The sequence below is a fragment of the Cytobacillus sp. QJM3NY_8 genome, assembly GCF_056173585.1.
Map to the genome: position 1 here is coordinate 1,474,113 of NZ_CM149681.1, position 16,402 is coordinate 1,490,514.

Below are 16,402 nucleotides of genomic sequence, written 5' to 3' on the forward strand. Positions count from 1 at the left end.
GAAGTCGGGGGTGAACGAGGCGCTTGCGCTTTTCTAACTTCGGATATTTGGTGGTGTTGCAGGTGAAGCATTGGGATTTATTTTTGGCGCCATATAAACAGGCCGTCGAAGAATTAAAAATAAAGCTAAAAGGCATGAGAAGCCAATTTGAAATGGATTCTACTCATTCCCCGATTGAATTTGTTACTGGGAGGGTAAAGCCTATTGCAAGCATTCTTGATAAGGCAAACCAAAAAGGCATTCCTCTCGACAAATTGGAATCTGAAATGCAGGATATTGCCGGTGTTAGAATGATGTGCCAATTTGTAGATGATATTAAGAGAGTGGTTGAACTATTAAGACAAAGAAATGATTTTGAAATAGTTGAAGAAAGAGATTACATATCTCATAAAAAAGCAAGCGGTTACCGCTCTTACCATGTCGTGATCCGATATCCTGTTCAGACAATAAAAGGAGAGAAGAAAATCCTGGCAGAGATTCAAATTAGAACGCTTGCCATGAATTTCTGGGCCACGGTTGAACATTCCTTAAATTATAAATATAAGGGCCAATTCCCTGAAGATATCCAGATGAGGCTCCAGAGAGCGGCAGAGGCTGCTTTCAGGCTTGATGAAGAAATGTCACTCATTCGCGGTGAGATTCAGGATGCCCAGGCATTCTTTACAAGGAAAAAGGAAAAACAGCAAAAGGGAGAAAACTAACGTATAAAAGAGGAGCTTGGATAAGATGAAATTTGCCATTACCTCAAAAGGAGATTCAAAATCTAATACACTCATGCACAAAATGAGAACCTATTTATTGGACTTCGAGCTTACATATGATGAAGAAGAGCCTGATATAGTCATATCGGTAGGCGGGGATGGCACCTTGCTTTATGCCTTTCACCGATACAGCAGCCGTCTGGACAAGACCGCGTTTGTGGGTATACATACAGGGCATCTCGGGTTTTATGCAGACTGGGTTCCGGAGGAAATCGAAAAGCTTGTCATTGCAATTGCCAAAACCCCGTATCAGGTGATTGAATATCCGCTCCTGGAAGTGATTATCCGCTACCAGCATGGCGGCAAAGAAACCCGTTATCTTGCATTGAATGAATCGACAGTCAAAGCGGTGGAAGGTACATTAGTAATGGATGTGGAAATACGCGGCCAGCATTTTGAACGGTTCCGGGGAGATGGTCTTTGTGTTTCTACTCCATCAGGGAGTACAGCTTATAATAAGGCGCTGGGGGGTGCCATTCTGCATCCTTCCTTGCCTGCCATCCAGCTTGCTGAAATGGCTTCCATTAATAACAAGGTATTCCGTACAGTGGGCTCTCCGCTCGTACTGCCGGCACACCATACATGCATGCTGAAGCCTGTGAACGAGCCGGATTTTCAAATTACTATTGATCATTTGACTCTTCTTCATAAAGATGTAAAATCAATACAATTCAGAGTGGCGGATGAAAAAATCCGTTTTGCCAGGTTCAGGCCATTCCCATTTTGGAAAAGGGTTCACGATTCCTTTGTTGCTGATTGAAAAAGAAACCCTGCAGTATTTAGAATCGCTTATTTTAATAAGCCCGTTACTTCTAACAGAACAGGAGCCTATAGCTCATGGCGCGTTTTGAATTACAATGGAAAATTACTGCCCCGCAGGCGGGCTCGTTAATCAGGGGATTTTTAAAAGAAAATGATATTTCTAAAACTGCACTCACTGACATAAAATTTGCCGGGGGCTTCATTAAAGTGAACAATCAGGAAGTCAATGTCCGCTATGAGCTAAAGGAAGGAGATATTCTTCAGGTTGGTTTCCCTGAAGAAGTTCCCAGTAAAGGTATGAAGGGGGAAGACTTGCCCCTTGATATTCTTTATGAAGATGCTTATCTTCTTATAGTAAATAAACCGGCAGGTGTGAGTACCATTCCTTCCAGAGAACATCCTTCGGGAAGTTTGGCTAATCGGCTGATTGGATACTATCAGCGAATAGGCTTAAAGTCTGCTGCGCATATCGTGACTCGACTCGATCGGGATACTTCTGGCTTGGTTTTAATTGCGAAACACAGGCACGTGCATCATTTGTTTAGCCAGCAGCAGCGCTTCCGTAAAATCCAGCGGACGTATGAAGCCTTTGCAGAAGGGACAATCAGCCGGGATGCGGGTACTATAGAACAGCCGATTGCGAGAAAAAAAGACAGTATTATTGAGCGGGAAGTTAGTGAGGCAGGACAATATGCATGTACTCATTATCAGGTAATCAGCCGGCGCAAAGAATTTACACATGTAAAATTAAAGCTTGAAACTGGCAGAACTCATCAGATCAGAGTCCATTTGGCATGGCTTGGTTATCCTCTTGCAGGTGATGAATTGTATGGAGGCACAAGACAGTTAATCAGGAGGCAGGCACTGCACTGCTGCAGCCTTTCCTTCTATCATCCCTTTCTGCACAGAACCCTCATGTTTGAACAGGAGCTCCCAGAAGATATGAATTGTCTATTGTAAAAGCCGGCATTTGCCGGCTTTTTGGATTAAATCTTCCTAAACTTCTCTTCTGCATAAGGCATGCCTGATTGGACAGACATTAATTCCATTTCCGGATATCTAATTGCGGTTAATTTATTTCCAAAAACAGCACCTGTATCAATATTATAGGTGTTATTGATTTTCCTGACTTCCTTTACAGGAGTATGCCCATAGACGACCGCTGGCTTACCCTCATACTGTTTAGCCCAATCCCGTCTCACGGGGGTCCCGTCAGGATTTTTTTCTCCAGTTATATCTCCGTAAAGAACAAAGGTTTTAACTTTGGATGAATGCTTCCCAATGTAGCTTTCCTTAATTCCAGCATGGGCGATTACCAGTTTATTGTTGTCAAGTACATGGTATAGCGGTGCGCTTTCATATAATTCCATAAATTTACGTTTAATTTCCATCTGTGATTGCGGGTCCAGCTGCTCGTATTCAGCTGCTGTGGTTTCCAGGCCATGTGTAATTTGAACTTTATTCCCTAGAAAGTAGCGGTATAGTTTATTGCAATGATTGCCCGGGACATAGTACGCCAGGTCATTTGCGGCAAGGTTATATACTGATTCGACGACTGCCAGAGATTCTGGTCCTCTGTCTGTTAAGTCTCCAACAAAGGCGAGTTTTCTATTACTAGGGTGGACAGGAAATCCCCTCTTCCAACTATAGCCCATTTTCAAAGTCAGTTCTTTAAATTCAGCAAAGCAGCCGTGAATATCACCAATAATATCAAGTCTCATATATAGGCTCCTTTAATAGTTCTACTGTTATGATATCAATTTTCATAATATTTATCATGACGTTTATTTTCAGCCTGCAGAGAAAGCTTTAACGGTTTTAAGTTTAAGGAATGGGAAAATTAAAATTATGAAAAGTACATAACCGTTCATTTGAAGTTATGAATGTTCAGAGACGACAAAAAAACAAAGATTTGCTAGTATAGTGAAGTACGTTTTCCTGTGACGTTTTTTAACGGGCAAGATGCTCGTGGTTCGTGTTTAACAAAAATACCGCTGGCAATATCAGTTCCACAGCAAGAATGAAATTGTTCCCATTTATCTCAGGTTCCTGTGCTGCGAATGAATTTCAAAAGGATGATTTCATTGTATGAGAGGAGGTAATCTCTATGGAAGATCACACAGTGGAAAGGGCAGATTCCTACATCAATACCAGTCTTTTAATCCAATCTTTACAAAATGAAGAAATTGATATCTTCAGGAAAGAATTTCTTGATATGCACCCTTATGATCAGGCTTCATTTTTTAAAGATCTGGATGAGGAAATCCGGGCGAAAATTTATCATTATCTCTCTCCGGAAGAAATGGCAGCTCTATTTGAAAATCTGGAGATTGAGGAAGAAGATTATAAAGATGTCCTTGCTGAGATGAACCCCCACTATGCGGCGGATATGCTTTCAGAAATGTATGCCGATGATGCCGTTGATGTTTTAAATGAACTGGATAAAGACCAGGTTGTCAGCTATTTGACAATTATGGATGATGAATCGGCAAAAGAAATTAAGGATTTGCTTCATTACGAAGAATATACAGCAGGAAGTATCATGACGACGGAATTTGTCTCACTGTCAGCCAATCAGACGGTTCGTTCAGCTATGTATATCCTGAAAAATGAAGCGCCAAGAGCGGAAACCATTTATTATGTGTACGTTGTAAATGACGAAAAAAAACTTATTGGCGTTATTTCATTAAGGGATTTAATAGTAAGTGATGATGATACAATGATTTCGGAAATTACAAATGACAGGGTAGTTTCCGTATCAGTTGGTGAAGATCAGGAAGAAGTCGCAAGAAAAATTAAGGACTATAACTTCCTCGCCGTACCGGTTGTGGATTTTCAAAACCATTTGCTGGGTATTATTACAGTTGATGATGTCATGGATGTCATGGAAGAAGAAGCATCTGATGATTATTCCAAATTGGCTGCTGTATCGGATATGGATCATATTGACAGGAATCCAGTTTCTGCAGCACGTAAACGGCTCCCCTGGCTTATCATCCTGCTGTTTTTGGGTATGTTAACTGCAAGCCTTATCGGAAGATTTGAGGATACCCTGGATAAGGTTGCCATTCTGGCTGTTTTCATTCCTCTTATTGCAGGGATGGCAGGAAATACAGGGACTCAGGCATTGGCTGTTGCTGTCCGGGGTATTGCTACAGGTGACCTGGAGAAAGAAAATAAGTGGAAACTGGTGATAAGGGAAGCCGGGACTGGGTTAATTAATGGCGGAATTTGCGGCGTTCTTGTAACTTTCATTGTTTACTTCTGGAAAGGAAATTTCTTTCTTGGTGTTTTAGTTGGCGTTTCAATTTTGTTTACGTTGATAGTCGCCACCCTTGCCGGTGCGCTGATCCCATTGCTAATGCACAGGATGAAAATTGACCCGGCTGTAGCCTCAGGTCCATTTATTACAACTATTAATGATCTAATCAGTATTTTAATTTATTTTGGAATGGCGACATTATTTATGAACTACTTAACAGGTTAAGGGGGTTATGTTATGGAACATGGAGCATCGGTAGCTTCGCTGGTCATTGTGATATTGGCTGCTTTTATCACGCCCATTTTGCTGCACCGGCTGAAAATTAATTTCATCCCTGTAGTGGTGGCAGAGATTCTTATAGGTTTGATTATCGGTAAAAGCGGCTTTGATATCGTGCATGAGGATATGTGGCTGGAAACTCTTTCGACTCTTGGATTTATATTTCTAATGTTCTTGAGCGGTCTGGAAATTGACTTTACAGCTTTCTCTTCGGCAAAGAAGAGAGTAAAGCTCCCAAGCGGGAAGCTTGAGCCAAACTCTTTTGCTGTGTCTTCTATTGTATTTATAGGAATATTTTTGGTTTCATTAGGTCTATCGTATTTATTTGTCTGGGCAGGATTCATTGATAATGCCTTTTTAATGACATTAATTATTTCGACCATTTCTCTGGGAGTAGTGGTTCCAACACTTAAGGAAGCCCATTTAATGAAAACAGGCATAGGCCAAATCATTCTGCTGATTGCCGTTATTGCTGATTTGGCTACGATGATTCTTCTGGCTGTGTTTGTTTCTTTAAATGACACAGGCGGAGGGAATACCTGGCTGCTTCTCGTCCTATTTGGCGTAGGAGTATTGCTGTATTTCCTAGGCAGAAGGTTCAAAAACCTTAATTTTCTTGAAGCGATGTCTACTGGGACTGTTCAGATTGGAACAAGAGCAGTATTTGCACTGATCATTTTCCTGGTGGCGTTATCAGAAACAGTTGGGGCAGAGAATATATTAGGTGCTTTCCTGGCCGGAGTGCTCGTATCATTGCTGGCGCCAAATCAGGAAATGATCCATAAACTGGATTCCTTTGGATATGGATTCCTCATCCCTATTTTCTTTGTGATGGTAGGGGTGGATCTCGACGTATGGACATTGTTTGGAGATCCTAAATTGCTAATGCTTATTCCGTTGCTGCTGATTGCACTGCTGCTTTCAAAACTTTTACCAATCTATATTTTAAAAAGATGGTATGACATTAAAACTGTTATTGCTTCAGGGTTTTTATTAACGTCAACTCTTTCCCTTGTTATTGCTGCAGCAACTATTGGTGAAAGAATGGATGTCATTACCGCCGAAATGAGCGGAACCTTGATTTTAGTCGCTGTCATAACGAGTATATTTACTCCTGTAGTCTTTAAAAAGCTATTCCCTATGGAAGCGGCCGAAGAGAAAAAGCTAAAAGTATCGTTCATTGGTGCTAATCAAATGACGATGCCGATCTATAATGAACTTAAATCATCCCTTTACGAACCAGCTTTGTATCATAAAAAGCAGGAAAAGGCGGAAAAGCAGATAGCTGATTCTTTGTTTGATATCATTGAAATTGATGAATTTGATATTGAAAATTTTGAAGGTACAGAAGCAGTTGAGTCAGATATTGTAGTAATCTCGACAGGGGATGAAGAGACAAATGCCACATTATCTATTGCTTTTAAAGAAAAAGGAGTGGATCGTGTCATTTGCCGGATGGAAAGCCCTGATATGGAAGAAACATTACGGGAACATGATATTGAGCTGTTTTCAACCATTCTTTCGTCTAAGGCGCTGCTTCGTGCTTTAATCGAATCACCGAGTGTGGTAAACATTTTAACGAACCAGGAAACAGCTTTATACGAGATCCGATTAAAGAATGAGCAGTTTGAAGGCATGATGCTTCGGCGATTCCCGTTTACAGGGGATGTAATATTCGTACGTATATTTAGAGGAAAGGATTCTATTGTTCCGCACGGGGATACTGAACTGCATGTTAATGACCGCCTGATTGTTACGGGATCTAAGGAGTACGTTGATGAATTAAAAAGGGAACTTGAATTTTGTGAATGGTGTTAGGGCTCTCCGGCATCTTTCTTGCCGATAAAGTTCTGCTTTAATAGCAGGATTTTTTCGGCTTTTCTTTTCAGGTAAATTGATGTACAATTAGTACTAGGTACTAATAACATGTAATAATAAATCAGGAGGATTTTAAAATGACTCTTTCACTAAATGGCAAAACATTCGTTGTAATGGGTGTGGCAAATAAAAGAAGTATTGCATGGGGAATTGCCAAATCCCTTCATGATGCTGGTGCCCGTTTAATTTTTACATATGCGGGAGAAAGACTTGAGAAAAGTGTGCGTGAACTGGCTGAATCATTGGAGGATGCACATTCATTAGTTCTTCCTTGTGATGTAACAAGTGATGAAGACATCGCGAAATGCTTTGGCACGATTAAGGAGGAAGCTGGTGTAATTCATGGAATTGCCCACTGCATCGCCTTTGCCCATAAAGAAGAACTTCAGGGAGAATATATGAACACCACAAGAGACGGGTTTCTTTTAGCTCACAATATCAGCTCTTATTCATTGACTGCCGTTGCCAAGGAAGCAAAAGGCTTAATGACAGAAGGCGGAAGCATTGTGACTCTCACATACCTTGGCGGTGAAAAGGTTGTGAAAAATTATAATGTTATGGGTGTAGCAAAAGCCTCCCTTGACGCAAGTGTCAAATATTTGGCAAACGACCTCGGTAAAGATGGAATTCGGGTCAATTCCATTTCAGCAGGTCCAATCAGGACTCTTTCTGCAAAAGGAATCAGCGAGTTCAATTCTATCCTGAAAGAAATTGAAGAACGGGCTCCTCTACGTAAAACAACAACACCGGAAGAAGTAGGGGATACAGCTTTATTCTTATTCAGCAGCCTGTCCCGAGGAATAACGGGTGAAAATATTCACGTAGATTCCGGTTATCATATTCTGTAATAGAAATTGCCTGCTCCAATGTGAGCGGGCTTTTTTTATTTCCATCAGAAACGAAAGCCCATCTTCTGCATACATATAATACGACGAACAATAAGATTAGCGGAGGTGGGCAAAAAATGGCTGAGAAAAAAGTGAAGGAACCATTATTTTATATACAGCAGCCGAGTTTTCAATTTCCAGAAACCAGGATGCAAACAGTCTACTCCAGCAGAAAAGCAGAGCTGGATCGTAAACTGGAACAAAAAGAAAGTGTACCGGAACCCGCAGACAAAATAAATGAACAGGCGATGCCCGAAGAAAAAAACGAAAATATGACCGAAATAAAGGTGAAGGAAGCTATTGAAGAATTCCAAGCAGGCAGGGAAGAGAAAAAAGAAAGTGCATCCTTTGCGTTTACGTCGGAAAAAAGAAAGCCGGCTTTCAATCGTGTAAAAAGCTTTAAGGAAATGGACACTCTTGAGCGCCTGGATTACTTAATTGATTTTCCTAAACAGCTTCCGCCTATACCCTGTATATTTGAAACCGGCGAGAAGGCAATAAGAGGATTTCTGGTTTCAAAAAATGAAGAATGGATCGAGATTAAGTTGTTCGATGATACAATTGAGCAATTAAATCTTCAATCTTTAAATACAGTTAAAATGATTGGACTAAGAAGGTAAAACTAAACTCTGGCGGAAATCGGCCAAAAAAATAGCCAGCCGAATGGTCGGCTGGCTGCATTTAATTAGTCTTCACAGATATCCAGGTCAACATCTGCAATACATTGAACAGCGCAGAAACATGTTAAATCAACGGTAACACAGTCATTTGTACTGCGGAAGTAGTCAACTTCGCAAACCTTTCTTAAGTCGATGCAGCAGTCATCTGCAAGGTTTACTGTCTTGTCAGGGCCTTCTTTTCTGTTAACCGGCTCCAGTACACGAAGCACCGCGCAGCAGTTATCGAATACTTCTTCTACTCTAAAAAAGATCGAAACACATGCACAGTCATTTCCTGTAAAGAATGCATGGAATGGTGAACCGTCCGCAGTTTTTAATGTGAATACGCGTGTATCCGGACGCTTATGGCGCTTTCTGTTTGAAGGTGATATCGCTCCAAGCGGCTCCAGGAAACAGTTGGAAGGGCATTCGCACACATCTTCTGCGTTATCTTGAATATCTTTTATAGCACGAACTACTTCACATACACAGCTTTTGCCTTTGAAGTCGTCTTTTTTTCCACAACCCATTTTTGTTTTCCTCCTTGTTTGTTTCTTGTGGTCTACACTACTAACATATTGCCGAAGTGCCCTATGGGTTACGGACAAACGCCTTGTTTTTTGAAAAAATAGGCTATTTTTTTACATTGGAGGTGAAAAAAATGGACATAACACCTATGGAACTGCTGATTTTTGCTCTTGCAAGCTTCAGGCTGACCAGACTGATTGTATTTGATAAAATTACCGAGTTTTTGCGCAAGCCTTTTTTGGAAGAGGTTGAAGAAAAGGATGAAAACGGCGAAATTGAAGTTTTTTTGGTTGTGAAAGATGGAAAATTGCGAGGTTTCTTGGGAGAACTTTTAAGCTGTTACTGGTGTACTGGTGTGTGGAGTGCGGTTTTTTTATATTTGTTATATTACTTCTATGCATCATTGGCAGCTCCGGTGCTGCTGATTTTAGCAGTTGCCGGACTTGCAGCTATTATAGAATCTCTGGTGCAAAAATTAATTAATTAATTTGCTTATAGCTATTTGTTCCAGCATGTGGGCGTTTGTTTTACACAAGCTTTGAGGCTCAGCATAAATTAAAAAGAGGAAAATTATTGTTAATGGAGGGCCTCAATGATGTTAAAGAATCATAAGGATCAGCACGCGGAAAAAACACAGCCGGTCAGCAAGAAAAAGAAAAAGGGGTGCGGCTGCGGAAAAAAAACGAAGAAAGCTCAATAGCCGGAGGTCCCGGCTTTTTTTTATTGTTTTCTTCTGGGAAAAATAGGATGGGAAGTAATATTCATAAATCCAAAACTATTCGAGGACAATATAATTAAAGATTCTACATAGGAAGGGACTATTATGAAAAAACTTTTATCGTTTATTGCATTTTCACTGATCTTATTATCAGGCTGCAGCGGAGATGGAAAGGTGACAGAGAGCGACCTTGCGCTGCTCAAAACGACTAATCCCCCTGCTGTATTAATTGATAAAAATACAAAGGGAAATTTGGATTTAGTTGAAAACATTGAACATGACGTCGAAAAAATGAAAGAACTTTATGATGTTGCAGTGGTAAAGAGCAATGGGGATACTCTAGTTGCTTACAAAGTGAAGCATTTGCAGCGATTCCACATGAAAAAAATTGAAAAGAAAATGACAAAAATGCTTGAGGAGAAATACCCTGATGAGAACTTCATTGTTTCAAGCGATTATAAAATCTTTATTGAGGCAGTAGAGCTCCAGGAAAAAATGAAAGATCCCAATTTTACAGACAAAAAGGCTAAAAAGAAACTTGATAAAATCATAAAGCTTAAAAATGAAATGACATAGGAAGGGAGCAGCGGCATGAGTAAAAAAACAAAAACACCGGAACAGCAGCAATATGAGAAGCTTGAGCAAAAGCATGAGCTGAAGCGCCCAGTCCTGAAAAATTGCATTCGTGCTTTCTGGGTGGGAGGTCTCATCTGTGTTGTTGGACAGGCAATAACTTATTTTTATATCTACTTTTTTAACTTTACCGAACAGACAGCCGGAAATCCAACTGTTGCTACCATGATCTTTATCTCCATGCTGCTGACAGGTTTTGGCGTTTATGACCGTTTGGGCCAGTTCGGCGGAGCAGGCAGTGCAGTTCCTGTAACGGGATTTGGAAATGCTGTAATTTCAGCTGCTATTGAGCATCGAACGGAAGGCTTTGTCCTGGGTGTAGGGGGAAACATGTTCAAGCTTGCAGGGTCGGTTATTCTTTTTGGTGTGTTTTCGGCTTTCGTCGTGGCCCTAATTAAAACGCTATTAATTATTTGGGGGGTTATTTAATGCTAAAGGGAAAACAATCCTGGGTCTTTCAAAACCGTCCGGTAATTGCAGCTGCAGGTGTTTCCGGCGGGCCATTTGAGGCAAACGGCAATCTGTCAGAGGATTTTGATGTTCTGCATGATGATTTGTGGATGGGTGAAGACTCTTATGAGAAAGCACATCGGATCCTTTTGGAAGAGGCGGGACAGACTGCCTTAAATAAGGCAAATGTCCAAAAGGAGGATGTACAATTTTATATTGCCGGGGATTTAATCAATCAGATAACACCTTCAAGTTTAAGTGCAAGAACGATACAAATCCCATATTTCGGGGTTTTCGGAGCTTGTTCAACTTCAATGGAAGGACTTGCGCTGGCATCCTTCATTGTTAATTACCGTGGTGCTGATCACGTTTTGACAGGAGCTTCCAGCCATAATGCGGCTGTTGAAAAACAATTCAGATACCCGACAGAATACGGAGGCCAAAAGCCTCCAACAGCACAGTGGACAGTAACTGGTGCAGGTGCGGCACTGGTCTCAGCAAACGCAGCTGGTTCGAATTTGCCGGTTACCACTTCTGCTACAATCGGCAAAGTAATCGACATGGGTTTGACAGATCCTTTTAATATGGGAGGAGCTATGGCGCCGGCAGCAGCAGATACCATTACTGCACACTTCAAAGACATGCAGCTGGATCCATCTCATTACGATCTGATTGTCACAGGGGATCTTGGGAGAATTGGCCAGGAAACAGCTTATGAACTGCTCAAAAATAATGGATTGAACATAGATAGAGAGAAATTTAAAGATTGCGGATTAATGATTTATAAAGATGATCAGCCAGTCCAGTCTGGAGGAAGCGGCGCAGGGTGCTCGGCTGCTGTTTTGTACGGACACCTTTTGAATCAAATGAAACAAGGGACTTACAAGAGAATCCTTGTTGTCGCGACGGGCGCTTTATTATCACCATTGACATTCCAGCAGAGTGAAAGCATCCCCTGTATTGCACATGCAGTTTCAATCGAAATGACTTAAAGAGGATGTTAAAAGGAGGAATATTTGTATGCTGCCTATGTTTTTTTGGGCTTTTGTAATTGGAGGCCTATTTTGCGTATTTGGACAAATATTATTTGATGTTTTTAAGTTAACACCTGGCCATACATTAAGTCTTTTGGTTGTATTGGGAGCTGTTCTTGATGGTGTTGGCCTTTATGAACCGCTTGCGGACTTTGCGGGGGCCGGAGCGACAATCCCTATAACAAGCTTTGGCAATTCCCTCGTCCATGGAGCCCTTCAGGAAGCTGATCAGCACGGGCTTGTCGGCGTATTGACCGGAATGTTCGAAGTAACCAGCTCCGGTATTTCAGCTGCGATAATTTTCGGTTTTATCGGTGCACTAATTTTCAAGCCAAAAGGGTAAATGATATGGTAAATACACAAGAATGCCTTCAAGTTATTTAAAAACAAGCCTCTTATTTCAATCTGACTGAATAAACCAAGCCTGCCTTGGGAGCTTGCCCATACCCCTGCTTTATTTTCACATATGTTGTAGGAAGAAATCCAGGTGAGGTGAGAGGCATGGGCTATGGCTATGGAGGCTGCGGATATGGCGGGGGCTATGGGAATACGTTTGTTCTAATCGTCGTCCTATTCATTTTACTCATTATCGTCGGCGCAAGTTTCTACAATTAGATTCACAAAGGCTGACTCAGAACCGGCAGCAGGTTTTGTGTTGGCTTTTTTGCGTATCAGTACATAAATTTTTAATACATTTCACGTTTTTCGCCCACCTTCATAAGATATAAAGGAGTAAATGAAGGAGCGTGATTGAGCAGGATGGATAACAACTTTTTTAAAAACCTTGAAAAGAAAACAGGCGTAAATATGAAGGATGTATTGGAACTGGCCGGCTCATTGCAGAATGCAAATTTTAAAGATGAAAAAACAGTACGAAATGTAATCAAAAGAGTTTCGCAAATTGCTAATAAACCCGTTTCCAAGGATATGGAAGATAAGATTGTGAAATCGATTGTTGCTGATGGAAAGCAGCTTGACTTTAATACAATTTCCCAGATGATGAATAAAAAATAACAGAAGGACCTGGCCGGGTTGCAGCCAGGTCTTCTGTTTATTTTCCGCCTTTATTCCTGCCGCTTCTTGTAATGGGGGCAAGGAACCTTGAGGCATATGCCTTCCGTCCCCGCCTTTTTTCCGGCACAGAAATGTATAAGTCCTTCCTTGCCCTTGTAACGGCAACGTACATTAACCTTCGTTCTTCCTCCAGCGGTGCAGACTCACCTGAACGGTAAGCTTCCAGTGCATGATCATGCGGGAGGTTTCCTTCAACTGCACCGGCAACATATACCACATTATATTCAAGCCCCTTTGAACGGTGGATAGTGCTTAATGTAATGGCATTATCATTATTCCTGCTGAGGCGCTTGATTTCTTTGTTCATGGCTCTCATATGTTCAGTGTGCTCCAGAAACTCATGAAGAGATTGAAAGTTGCGCGCAGCGACCTTCAAATCTTTTATATCATCAGAGCCTTTATCCATTTTATTGCCTTCATTGCCGCGTTTTTTTATAAAGTCCTGGAAGCCCAGTTCTTTTTCAACAGTTTCAATTGCAGTGATGGGACTAAGTCCTGAGATTGATCTGGTAACAGGGATCACTTTTTTTAACTTGCTTTCCTGAAAAGCAAATCCTGTTTTTATAAACTTTAGGCACTCCAGCATTGAGCAATCCTGCAAGATGCTTTCTGCCTTAATATCCTGAAGGACTGATTGTTTAACAAATAGAGAAGGGAGCATATCTTTCAAGGCATTCTGGTCATCCTCATTTAATGATAACTTTAGAAAAGCAAGCATGCTCCGAACAATAAACCGATCATAAAATGATTCGGCATCCTGATCCAATTTAAACGGAAGGCTGGAATTGGCCAGCCTTTCAAAAATGGCCCTGCTGCCAGTATGGGTGCGGAATAATACTGCAAAATCCCGCGGCTCATATCCTTCTTCAATTTTTTCCTGAATATCAGTCATAATCATCGTTGCTTCTTCTTCCTCATCAAAAGGAAAAAAGAGGAAAGGGTGCTGCCCGCCAGAAAATTGGGCATTCATGCTTTTGACACGTCTATGTTTATTTAAAGAAATGATTTGGTTCGCTGCTGATACGATTTCGTGAGCAGAGCGGTAATTCTGATTCAATGTTATAACTTTAGCACCAGGGAAATCTTTCTCGAAATCTAAAAGATATTGGGGATCGCTTCCTCTGAAAGCATAAATAGATTGATCATCGTCACCCACTGCACAGACATTCTTTGTTTTATCGGACAGCATTTTCATAAGCTCATATTGAACATTATTAATATCCTGGAACTCATCGATCAGAAAATAATGAAAGCGATTTTGATATTGTTCAAGAATTTCAGGCTTTTCATGAAAAAGAGCATGGCAGCCTGTCAGCATATCATCAAAATCAAATAATTCTCTTCTTAATTTTGTTTGTTCATACCTTTCATAAAGAATCGCGGTCTGTTCCTCCCAATCATTCTTTGGATGAACCCTCCCGGGTACGGTAAGAGAGTTTTTCCAATAGCTAATTTGCTGGAGGGCAAGGTCAAAGGCAAATTCCTTTTCATCGAGCTTTAAGTCTTTGCTGGATTCCTTAATGATCTGTTCCCGCTGCCATTCTTTATTAAGGAGTTTGCCGGAAGACCATTTTTCCGGATTGTGGAAGGAGAGAATCCGGTAAAACAAGCTGTGAAAAGTGCCGGAAACGATTTGCCTGACTTTTCGTGAATCCATTCCGGGATATTGGGTAAGGCGCTCCTTCATTTCAGCCGCAGCCTTAGCTGTAAAAGTAACGAGCATTATTGATTTAGGATCGATATCTTTCTCGCGGAGCATAAAAGCAGTCCTGGTTGTTAAAACTCGGGTCTTGCCGCTCCCTGCTCCTGCAAGAACGAGCAGAGGCCCATCAATATGTGAGACAGCCGCTGCCTGCTGTTCATCCAAAAAGACTCCTGCTTGTGATAGGGACTTTAGGTATTCATCAGGGAAACTAGGATTGTGAGTGCTTTCCTGGATATAAGGGGGGATATTTTTTGCCGGCTGAGCTTTTTTAAAGGCTGATTCGATTTCTTTTACAGCAGCAGAAGCAATGGGCCTTGAAACAGGAACTTTAAAGCCGTTTCTTTCTATATATTCTTCAGTTTCAATCTTAGCTGATTCTTGTTTCATTATTATATCCTTGCACATCCTGCTGCTTTGCTGAATATGATAAAAATGAGGCTCATCCATAATTCCTAAATACAAACGGACAGAAGCTCCGCAATCAGGGCAATGCAGCTTTCCTTTTTTGCCTTCTTCATAAATATGCTGAAAACTTTCTCGATTCAATTGTTCCAGATTCACTGCTTTATTATGTAAAATTGCTGTCTTCATAAAAAATACCCCATTTTTATAAATTGCCGAGTTTAAATTATTTATCATCCTTATAACAAGACAAATTTTATCATAACAAACCGGTAAAGGATTCTAAAGTGCTTTTCTGTTTATAATTTTATGTAAACGGGTACATAAAAGTAAAGATTGTTTCGTATACCTTTAATAATTACATACATAGAGAATAGAGAGGGGAGCATTCATGGGCTACATTTTACCTGTACCTTCATATCAGTATAGTCAGTATGCAGAAAGAGAGATTGGCACAAAATATGATCCATTTCATTTCGTTCCAGTTTCCAAAATATCGGCACAATCCAATTCAAAAGATTTCCGTCATGAGCTTCCTCTTAATATTCAAAGAAGGCTAACCAAATCAAATCCTCAGCAGCGGGCGGACAACCAAACACGGAGCACCAGAAAAAAGGCAGAAGAAACATACGGAGAGCTGACGGGTAAAGGCCGCTATATTAGTGAATGCATATAAGAAAAGAAGGAGAGGCTCAGTACGTTTGCACGTGCAAAGCCTCTCCTTTTTTCCACTCTGCGTATAAGACATCTTTGACATTATTGGCGCCATTGTTTTTAATTTCATTAATAAGCTTTGTTTCGTCCCAATTGATGCTTTTGAGATTATCCCAAATCACTTCCCCGTCTAAAATTAAAGTTACTGGCAGCTCGATATTAATTATTGGGAGTTTTAAATCTCCAATGGTTGGGGTCGAGTAAAGTGTTTTTTTTAATGCACTGACCGTTCCATCTGTTTCAAGAATGGCATATTCGCATTCCCTGATTGAAAAGACATCCTTTGAACGGAGGAGGTGCTGGAGCTGATTAAGGTCGAGATGATTTTTCTTCAGTTCTTCATAGACGATTTTTCCTTTTTTTATAACAATAGAGGGTTCACCTTCAAGAAGCTTGCGTGCCCGTTTAAATTTTTGGGTAAGGATTTCTGTTGTGTAAATGAGAATCCCCCATACTGCAACAGCAAAGAATATTTCGGGGATTCCAGTCTCCTGATCATATAGGGCATTTCCCACCAGCTCGCCTAACACGATGGCCGAGATGAAATCAAAAGGAGTAATCTGTGTGATCTGTGTTTTGCCCAGGAGTTTTGCCATAATAAATAAGAAAAAATATCCTATCACAAGTACACTTACGATATGCAAATATTCCATTCA

Annotated in this window: 19 protein-coding genes; 15 read left to right on the forward strand and 4 right to left on the reverse strand. The window is 40.8% G+C overall.

All coding sequences use genetic code 11. The annotated features are described in order from the left end of the window. The first annotated feature begins 62 nt into the window (after positions 1-62). From yjbM to AC0VZ9_RS07765, 3 genes are all read left to right on the forward strand, one after another. Entirely contained in the window at positions 63-701 is a 639-nt protein-coding gene (gene yjbM / locus AC0VZ9_RS07755; protein ID WP_009331195.1) for a GTP diphosphokinase, read from the forward strand. Positions 702-726: 25 nt separating this feature from the next. Further along, on the forward strand, positions 727-1,521 hold the full coding sequence (locus tag AC0VZ9_RS07760) for an NAD kinase (RefSeq protein ID WP_009331194.1): 795 nt from the start codon (positions 727-729) through the stop codon (positions 1,519-1,521). A 77-nt stretch (positions 1,522-1,598) separates the two neighbouring features. Further along, positions 1,599-2,483: an RluA family pseudouridine synthase gene (locus AC0VZ9_RS07765; RefSeq protein WP_217029992.1), complete on the forward strand. Its 885-nt coding sequence runs from the start codon at positions 1,599-1,601 to the stop codon at positions 2,481-2,483. A gap of 26 nt (positions 2,484-2,509) precedes the next feature. Here the strand turns inward: AC0VZ9_RS07765 and prpE are convergent, their stop codons facing one another. Beyond that, the gene (gene prpE / locus AC0VZ9_RS07770; RefSeq protein WP_071156853.1) at positions 2,510-3,244 is read right to left on the reverse strand and encodes a bis(5'-nucleosyl)-tetraphosphatase PrpE; all 735 of its coding nucleotides are present in this window, start codon (positions 3,242-3,244) and stop codon (positions 2,510-2,512) included. Between the two features lie 386 nt (positions 3,245-3,630). On the opposite strand from prpE, the gene mgtE reads away from it, so the two are divergent. From mgtE to AC0VZ9_RS07790, 4 genes are all read left to right on the forward strand, one after another. After that, entirely contained in the window at positions 3,631-5,010 is a 1,380-nt protein-coding gene (gene mgtE / locus AC0VZ9_RS07775; RefSeq protein WP_475397191.1) for a magnesium transporter, read from the forward strand. Positions 5,011-5,022: 12 nt separating this feature from the next. Continuing rightward, the gene (locus AC0VZ9_RS07780) at positions 5,023-6,882 is read left to right on the forward strand and encodes a monovalent cation:proton antiporter family protein (RefSeq protein WP_009331189.1); all 1,860 of its coding nucleotides are present in this window, start codon (positions 5,023-5,025) and stop codon (positions 6,880-6,882) included. Positions 6,883-7,019: 137 nt separating this feature from the next. Beyond that, positions 7,020-7,790 (forward strand): enoyl-ACP reductase FabI, encoded by a 771-nt coding sequence (gene fabI / locus AC0VZ9_RS07785; RefSeq protein ID WP_019381498.1) that lies wholly within the window; start codon positions 7,020-7,022, stop codon positions 7,788-7,790. 116 nt (positions 7,791-7,906) lie between these two features. Then, positions 7,907-8,449, forward strand: coding sequence for a CotO family spore coat protein (locus AC0VZ9_RS07790; RefSeq protein WP_071156857.1), 543 nt, complete (start codon positions 7,907-7,909; stop codon positions 8,447-8,449). 65 nt (positions 8,450-8,514) lie between these two features. On the opposite strand, the gene AC0VZ9_RS07795 is transcribed toward AC0VZ9_RS07790, so the two are convergent. After that, entirely contained in the window at positions 8,515-9,018 is a 504-nt protein-coding gene (locus AC0VZ9_RS07795) for a CotY/CotZ family spore coat protein (RefSeq protein WP_009331183.1), read from the reverse strand. Positions 9,019-9,149: 131 nt separating this feature from the next. Between AC0VZ9_RS07795 and AC0VZ9_RS07800 the strand changes: the two genes are divergently transcribed. The 7 genes from AC0VZ9_RS07800 to spoVIF all read left to right on the forward strand — a co-directional run bounded on the left by AC0VZ9_RS07800 (position 9,150) and on the right by spoVIF (position 12,865). Beyond that, positions 9,150-9,503 (forward strand): DUF1360 domain-containing protein, encoded by a 354-nt coding sequence (locus tag AC0VZ9_RS07800; protein ID WP_071156859.1) that lies wholly within the window; start codon positions 9,150-9,152, stop codon positions 9,501-9,503. A 336-nt stretch (positions 9,504-9,839) separates the two neighbouring features. Then, positions 9,840-10,310, forward strand: coding sequence for a YhcN/YlaJ family sporulation lipoprotein (locus tag AC0VZ9_RS07805; protein ID WP_009331180.1), 471 nt, complete (start codon positions 9,840-9,842; stop codon positions 10,308-10,310). Between the two features lie 15 nt (positions 10,311-10,325). Beyond that, positions 10,326-10,796 (forward strand): stage V sporulation protein AC, encoded by a 471-nt coding sequence (spoVAC, locus tag AC0VZ9_RS07810; RefSeq protein WP_009331179.1) that lies wholly within the window; start codon positions 10,326-10,328, stop codon positions 10,794-10,796. Further along, the gene (gene spoVAD, locus AC0VZ9_RS07815) at positions 10,796-11,809 is read left to right on the forward strand and encodes a stage V sporulation protein AD (RefSeq protein ID WP_009331178.1); all 1,014 of its coding nucleotides are present in this window, start codon (positions 10,796-10,798) and stop codon (positions 11,807-11,809) included. The genes spoVAC and spoVAD overlap by 1 nt, the downstream gene beginning before the upstream one ends. A gap of 28 nt (positions 11,810-11,837) precedes the next feature. Continuing rightward, on the forward strand, positions 11,838-12,194 hold the full coding sequence (gene spoVAE / locus AC0VZ9_RS07820; protein WP_009331177.1) for a stage V sporulation protein AE: 357 nt from the start codon (positions 11,838-11,840) through the stop codon (positions 12,192-12,194). 158 nt (positions 12,195-12,352) lie between these two features. Further along, positions 12,353-12,466 (forward strand): YjcZ family sporulation protein, encoded by a 114-nt coding sequence (locus AC0VZ9_RS07825; protein WP_019381501.1) that lies wholly within the window; start codon positions 12,353-12,355, stop codon positions 12,464-12,466. A 144-nt stretch (positions 12,467-12,610) separates the two neighbouring features. After that, entirely contained in the window at positions 12,611-12,865 is a 255-nt protein-coding gene (gene spoVIF / locus AC0VZ9_RS07830; protein WP_009331176.1) for a sporulation-specific transcription regulator SpoVIF, read from the forward strand. 37 nt (positions 12,866-12,902) lie between these two features. Here spoVIF and AC0VZ9_RS07835 read toward each other — a convergent pair whose 3' ends face one another. Further along, entirely contained in the window at positions 12,903-15,221 is a 2,319-nt protein-coding gene (locus AC0VZ9_RS07835; RefSeq protein ID WP_071156861.1) for a UvrD-helicase domain-containing protein, read from the reverse strand. Between the two features lie 202 nt (positions 15,222-15,423). Here AC0VZ9_RS07835 and AC0VZ9_RS07840 point away from each other — a divergent pair, with 202 nt between their 5' ends. Beyond that, positions 15,424-15,708, forward strand: a complete 285-nt coding sequence (locus AC0VZ9_RS07840; RefSeq protein WP_019381502.1) for a hypothetical protein — start codon at positions 15,424-15,426, stop codon at positions 15,706-15,708. A 16-nt stretch (positions 15,709-15,724) separates the two neighbouring features. On the opposite strand, the gene AC0VZ9_RS07845 is transcribed toward AC0VZ9_RS07840, so the two are convergent. Further along, positions 15,725-16,399, reverse strand: coding sequence for a DUF421 domain-containing protein (locus tag AC0VZ9_RS07845; RefSeq protein ID WP_071156863.1), 675 nt, complete (start codon positions 16,397-16,399; stop codon positions 15,725-15,727). Between the last annotated feature and the right edge of the window lie 3 nt (positions 16,400-16,402).

What these genes read in the sequence shown, in the direction of transcription:
- AC0VZ9_RS07760 (WP_009331194.1), top strand. Translation starts at nt 727, where the DNA reads ATGAAATTTGCCATTACCTCAAAAGGAGATTCAAAATCTAATACACTC.
- AC0VZ9_RS07765 (WP_217029992.1), top strand. Translation starts at nt 1,599, where the DNA reads ATGGCGCGTTTTGAATTACAATGGAAAATTACTGCCCCGCAGGCGGGC.
- prpE (WP_071156853.1), bottom strand. Translation starts at nt 3,244, where the DNA reads ATGAGACTTGATATTATTGGTGATATTCACGGCTGCTTTGCTGAATTT.
- mgtE (WP_475397191.1), top strand. Translation starts at nt 3,631, where the DNA reads ATGGAAGATCACACAGTGGAAAGGGCAGATTCCTACATCAATACCAGT.
- AC0VZ9_RS07780 (WP_009331189.1), top strand. Translation starts at nt 5,023, where the DNA reads ATGGAACATGGAGCATCGGTAGCTTCGCTGGTCATTGTGATATTGGCT.
- fabI (WP_019381498.1), top strand. Translation starts at nt 7,020, where the DNA reads ATGACTCTTTCACTAAATGGCAAAACATTCGTTGTAATGGGTGTGGCA.
- AC0VZ9_RS07790 (WP_071156857.1), top strand. Translation starts at nt 7,907, where the DNA reads ATGGCTGAGAAAAAAGTGAAGGAACCATTATTTTATATACAGCAGCCG.
- AC0VZ9_RS07795 (WP_009331183.1), bottom strand. Translation starts at nt 9,018, where the DNA reads ATGGGTTGTGGAAAAAAAGACGACTTCAAAGGCAAAAGCTGTGTATGT.
- AC0VZ9_RS07800 (WP_071156859.1), top strand. Translation starts at nt 9,150, where the DNA reads ATGGACATAACACCTATGGAACTGCTGATTTTTGCTCTTGCAAGCTTC.
- AC0VZ9_RS07805 (WP_009331180.1), top strand. Translation starts at nt 9,840, where the DNA reads ATGAAAAAACTTTTATCGTTTATTGCATTTTCACTGATCTTATTATCA.
- spoVAC (WP_009331179.1), top strand. Translation starts at nt 10,326, where the DNA reads ATGAGTAAAAAAACAAAAACACCGGAACAGCAGCAATATGAGAAGCTT.
- spoVAD (WP_009331178.1), top strand. Translation starts at nt 10,796, where the DNA reads ATGCTAAAGGGAAAACAATCCTGGGTCTTTCAAAACCGTCCGGTAATT.
- spoVAE (WP_009331177.1), top strand. Translation starts at nt 11,838, where the DNA reads ATGCTGCCTATGTTTTTTTGGGCTTTTGTAATTGGAGGCCTATTTTGC.
- AC0VZ9_RS07825 (WP_019381501.1), top strand. Translation starts at nt 12,353, where the DNA reads ATGGGCTATGGCTATGGAGGCTGCGGATATGGCGGGGGCTATGGGAAT.
- spoVIF (WP_009331176.1), top strand. Translation starts at nt 12,611, where the DNA reads ATGGATAACAACTTTTTTAAAAACCTTGAAAAGAAAACAGGCGTAAAT.
- AC0VZ9_RS07835 (WP_071156861.1), bottom strand. Translation starts at nt 15,221, where the DNA reads ATGAAGACAGCAATTTTACATAATAAAGCAGTGAATCTGGAACAATTG.
- AC0VZ9_RS07840 (WP_019381502.1), top strand. Translation starts at nt 15,424, where the DNA reads ATGGGCTACATTTTACCTGTACCTTCATATCAGTATAGTCAGTATGCA.
- AC0VZ9_RS07845 (WP_071156863.1), bottom strand. Translation starts at nt 16,399, where the DNA reads ATGGAATATTTGCATATCGTAAGTGTACTTGTGATAGGATATTTTTTC.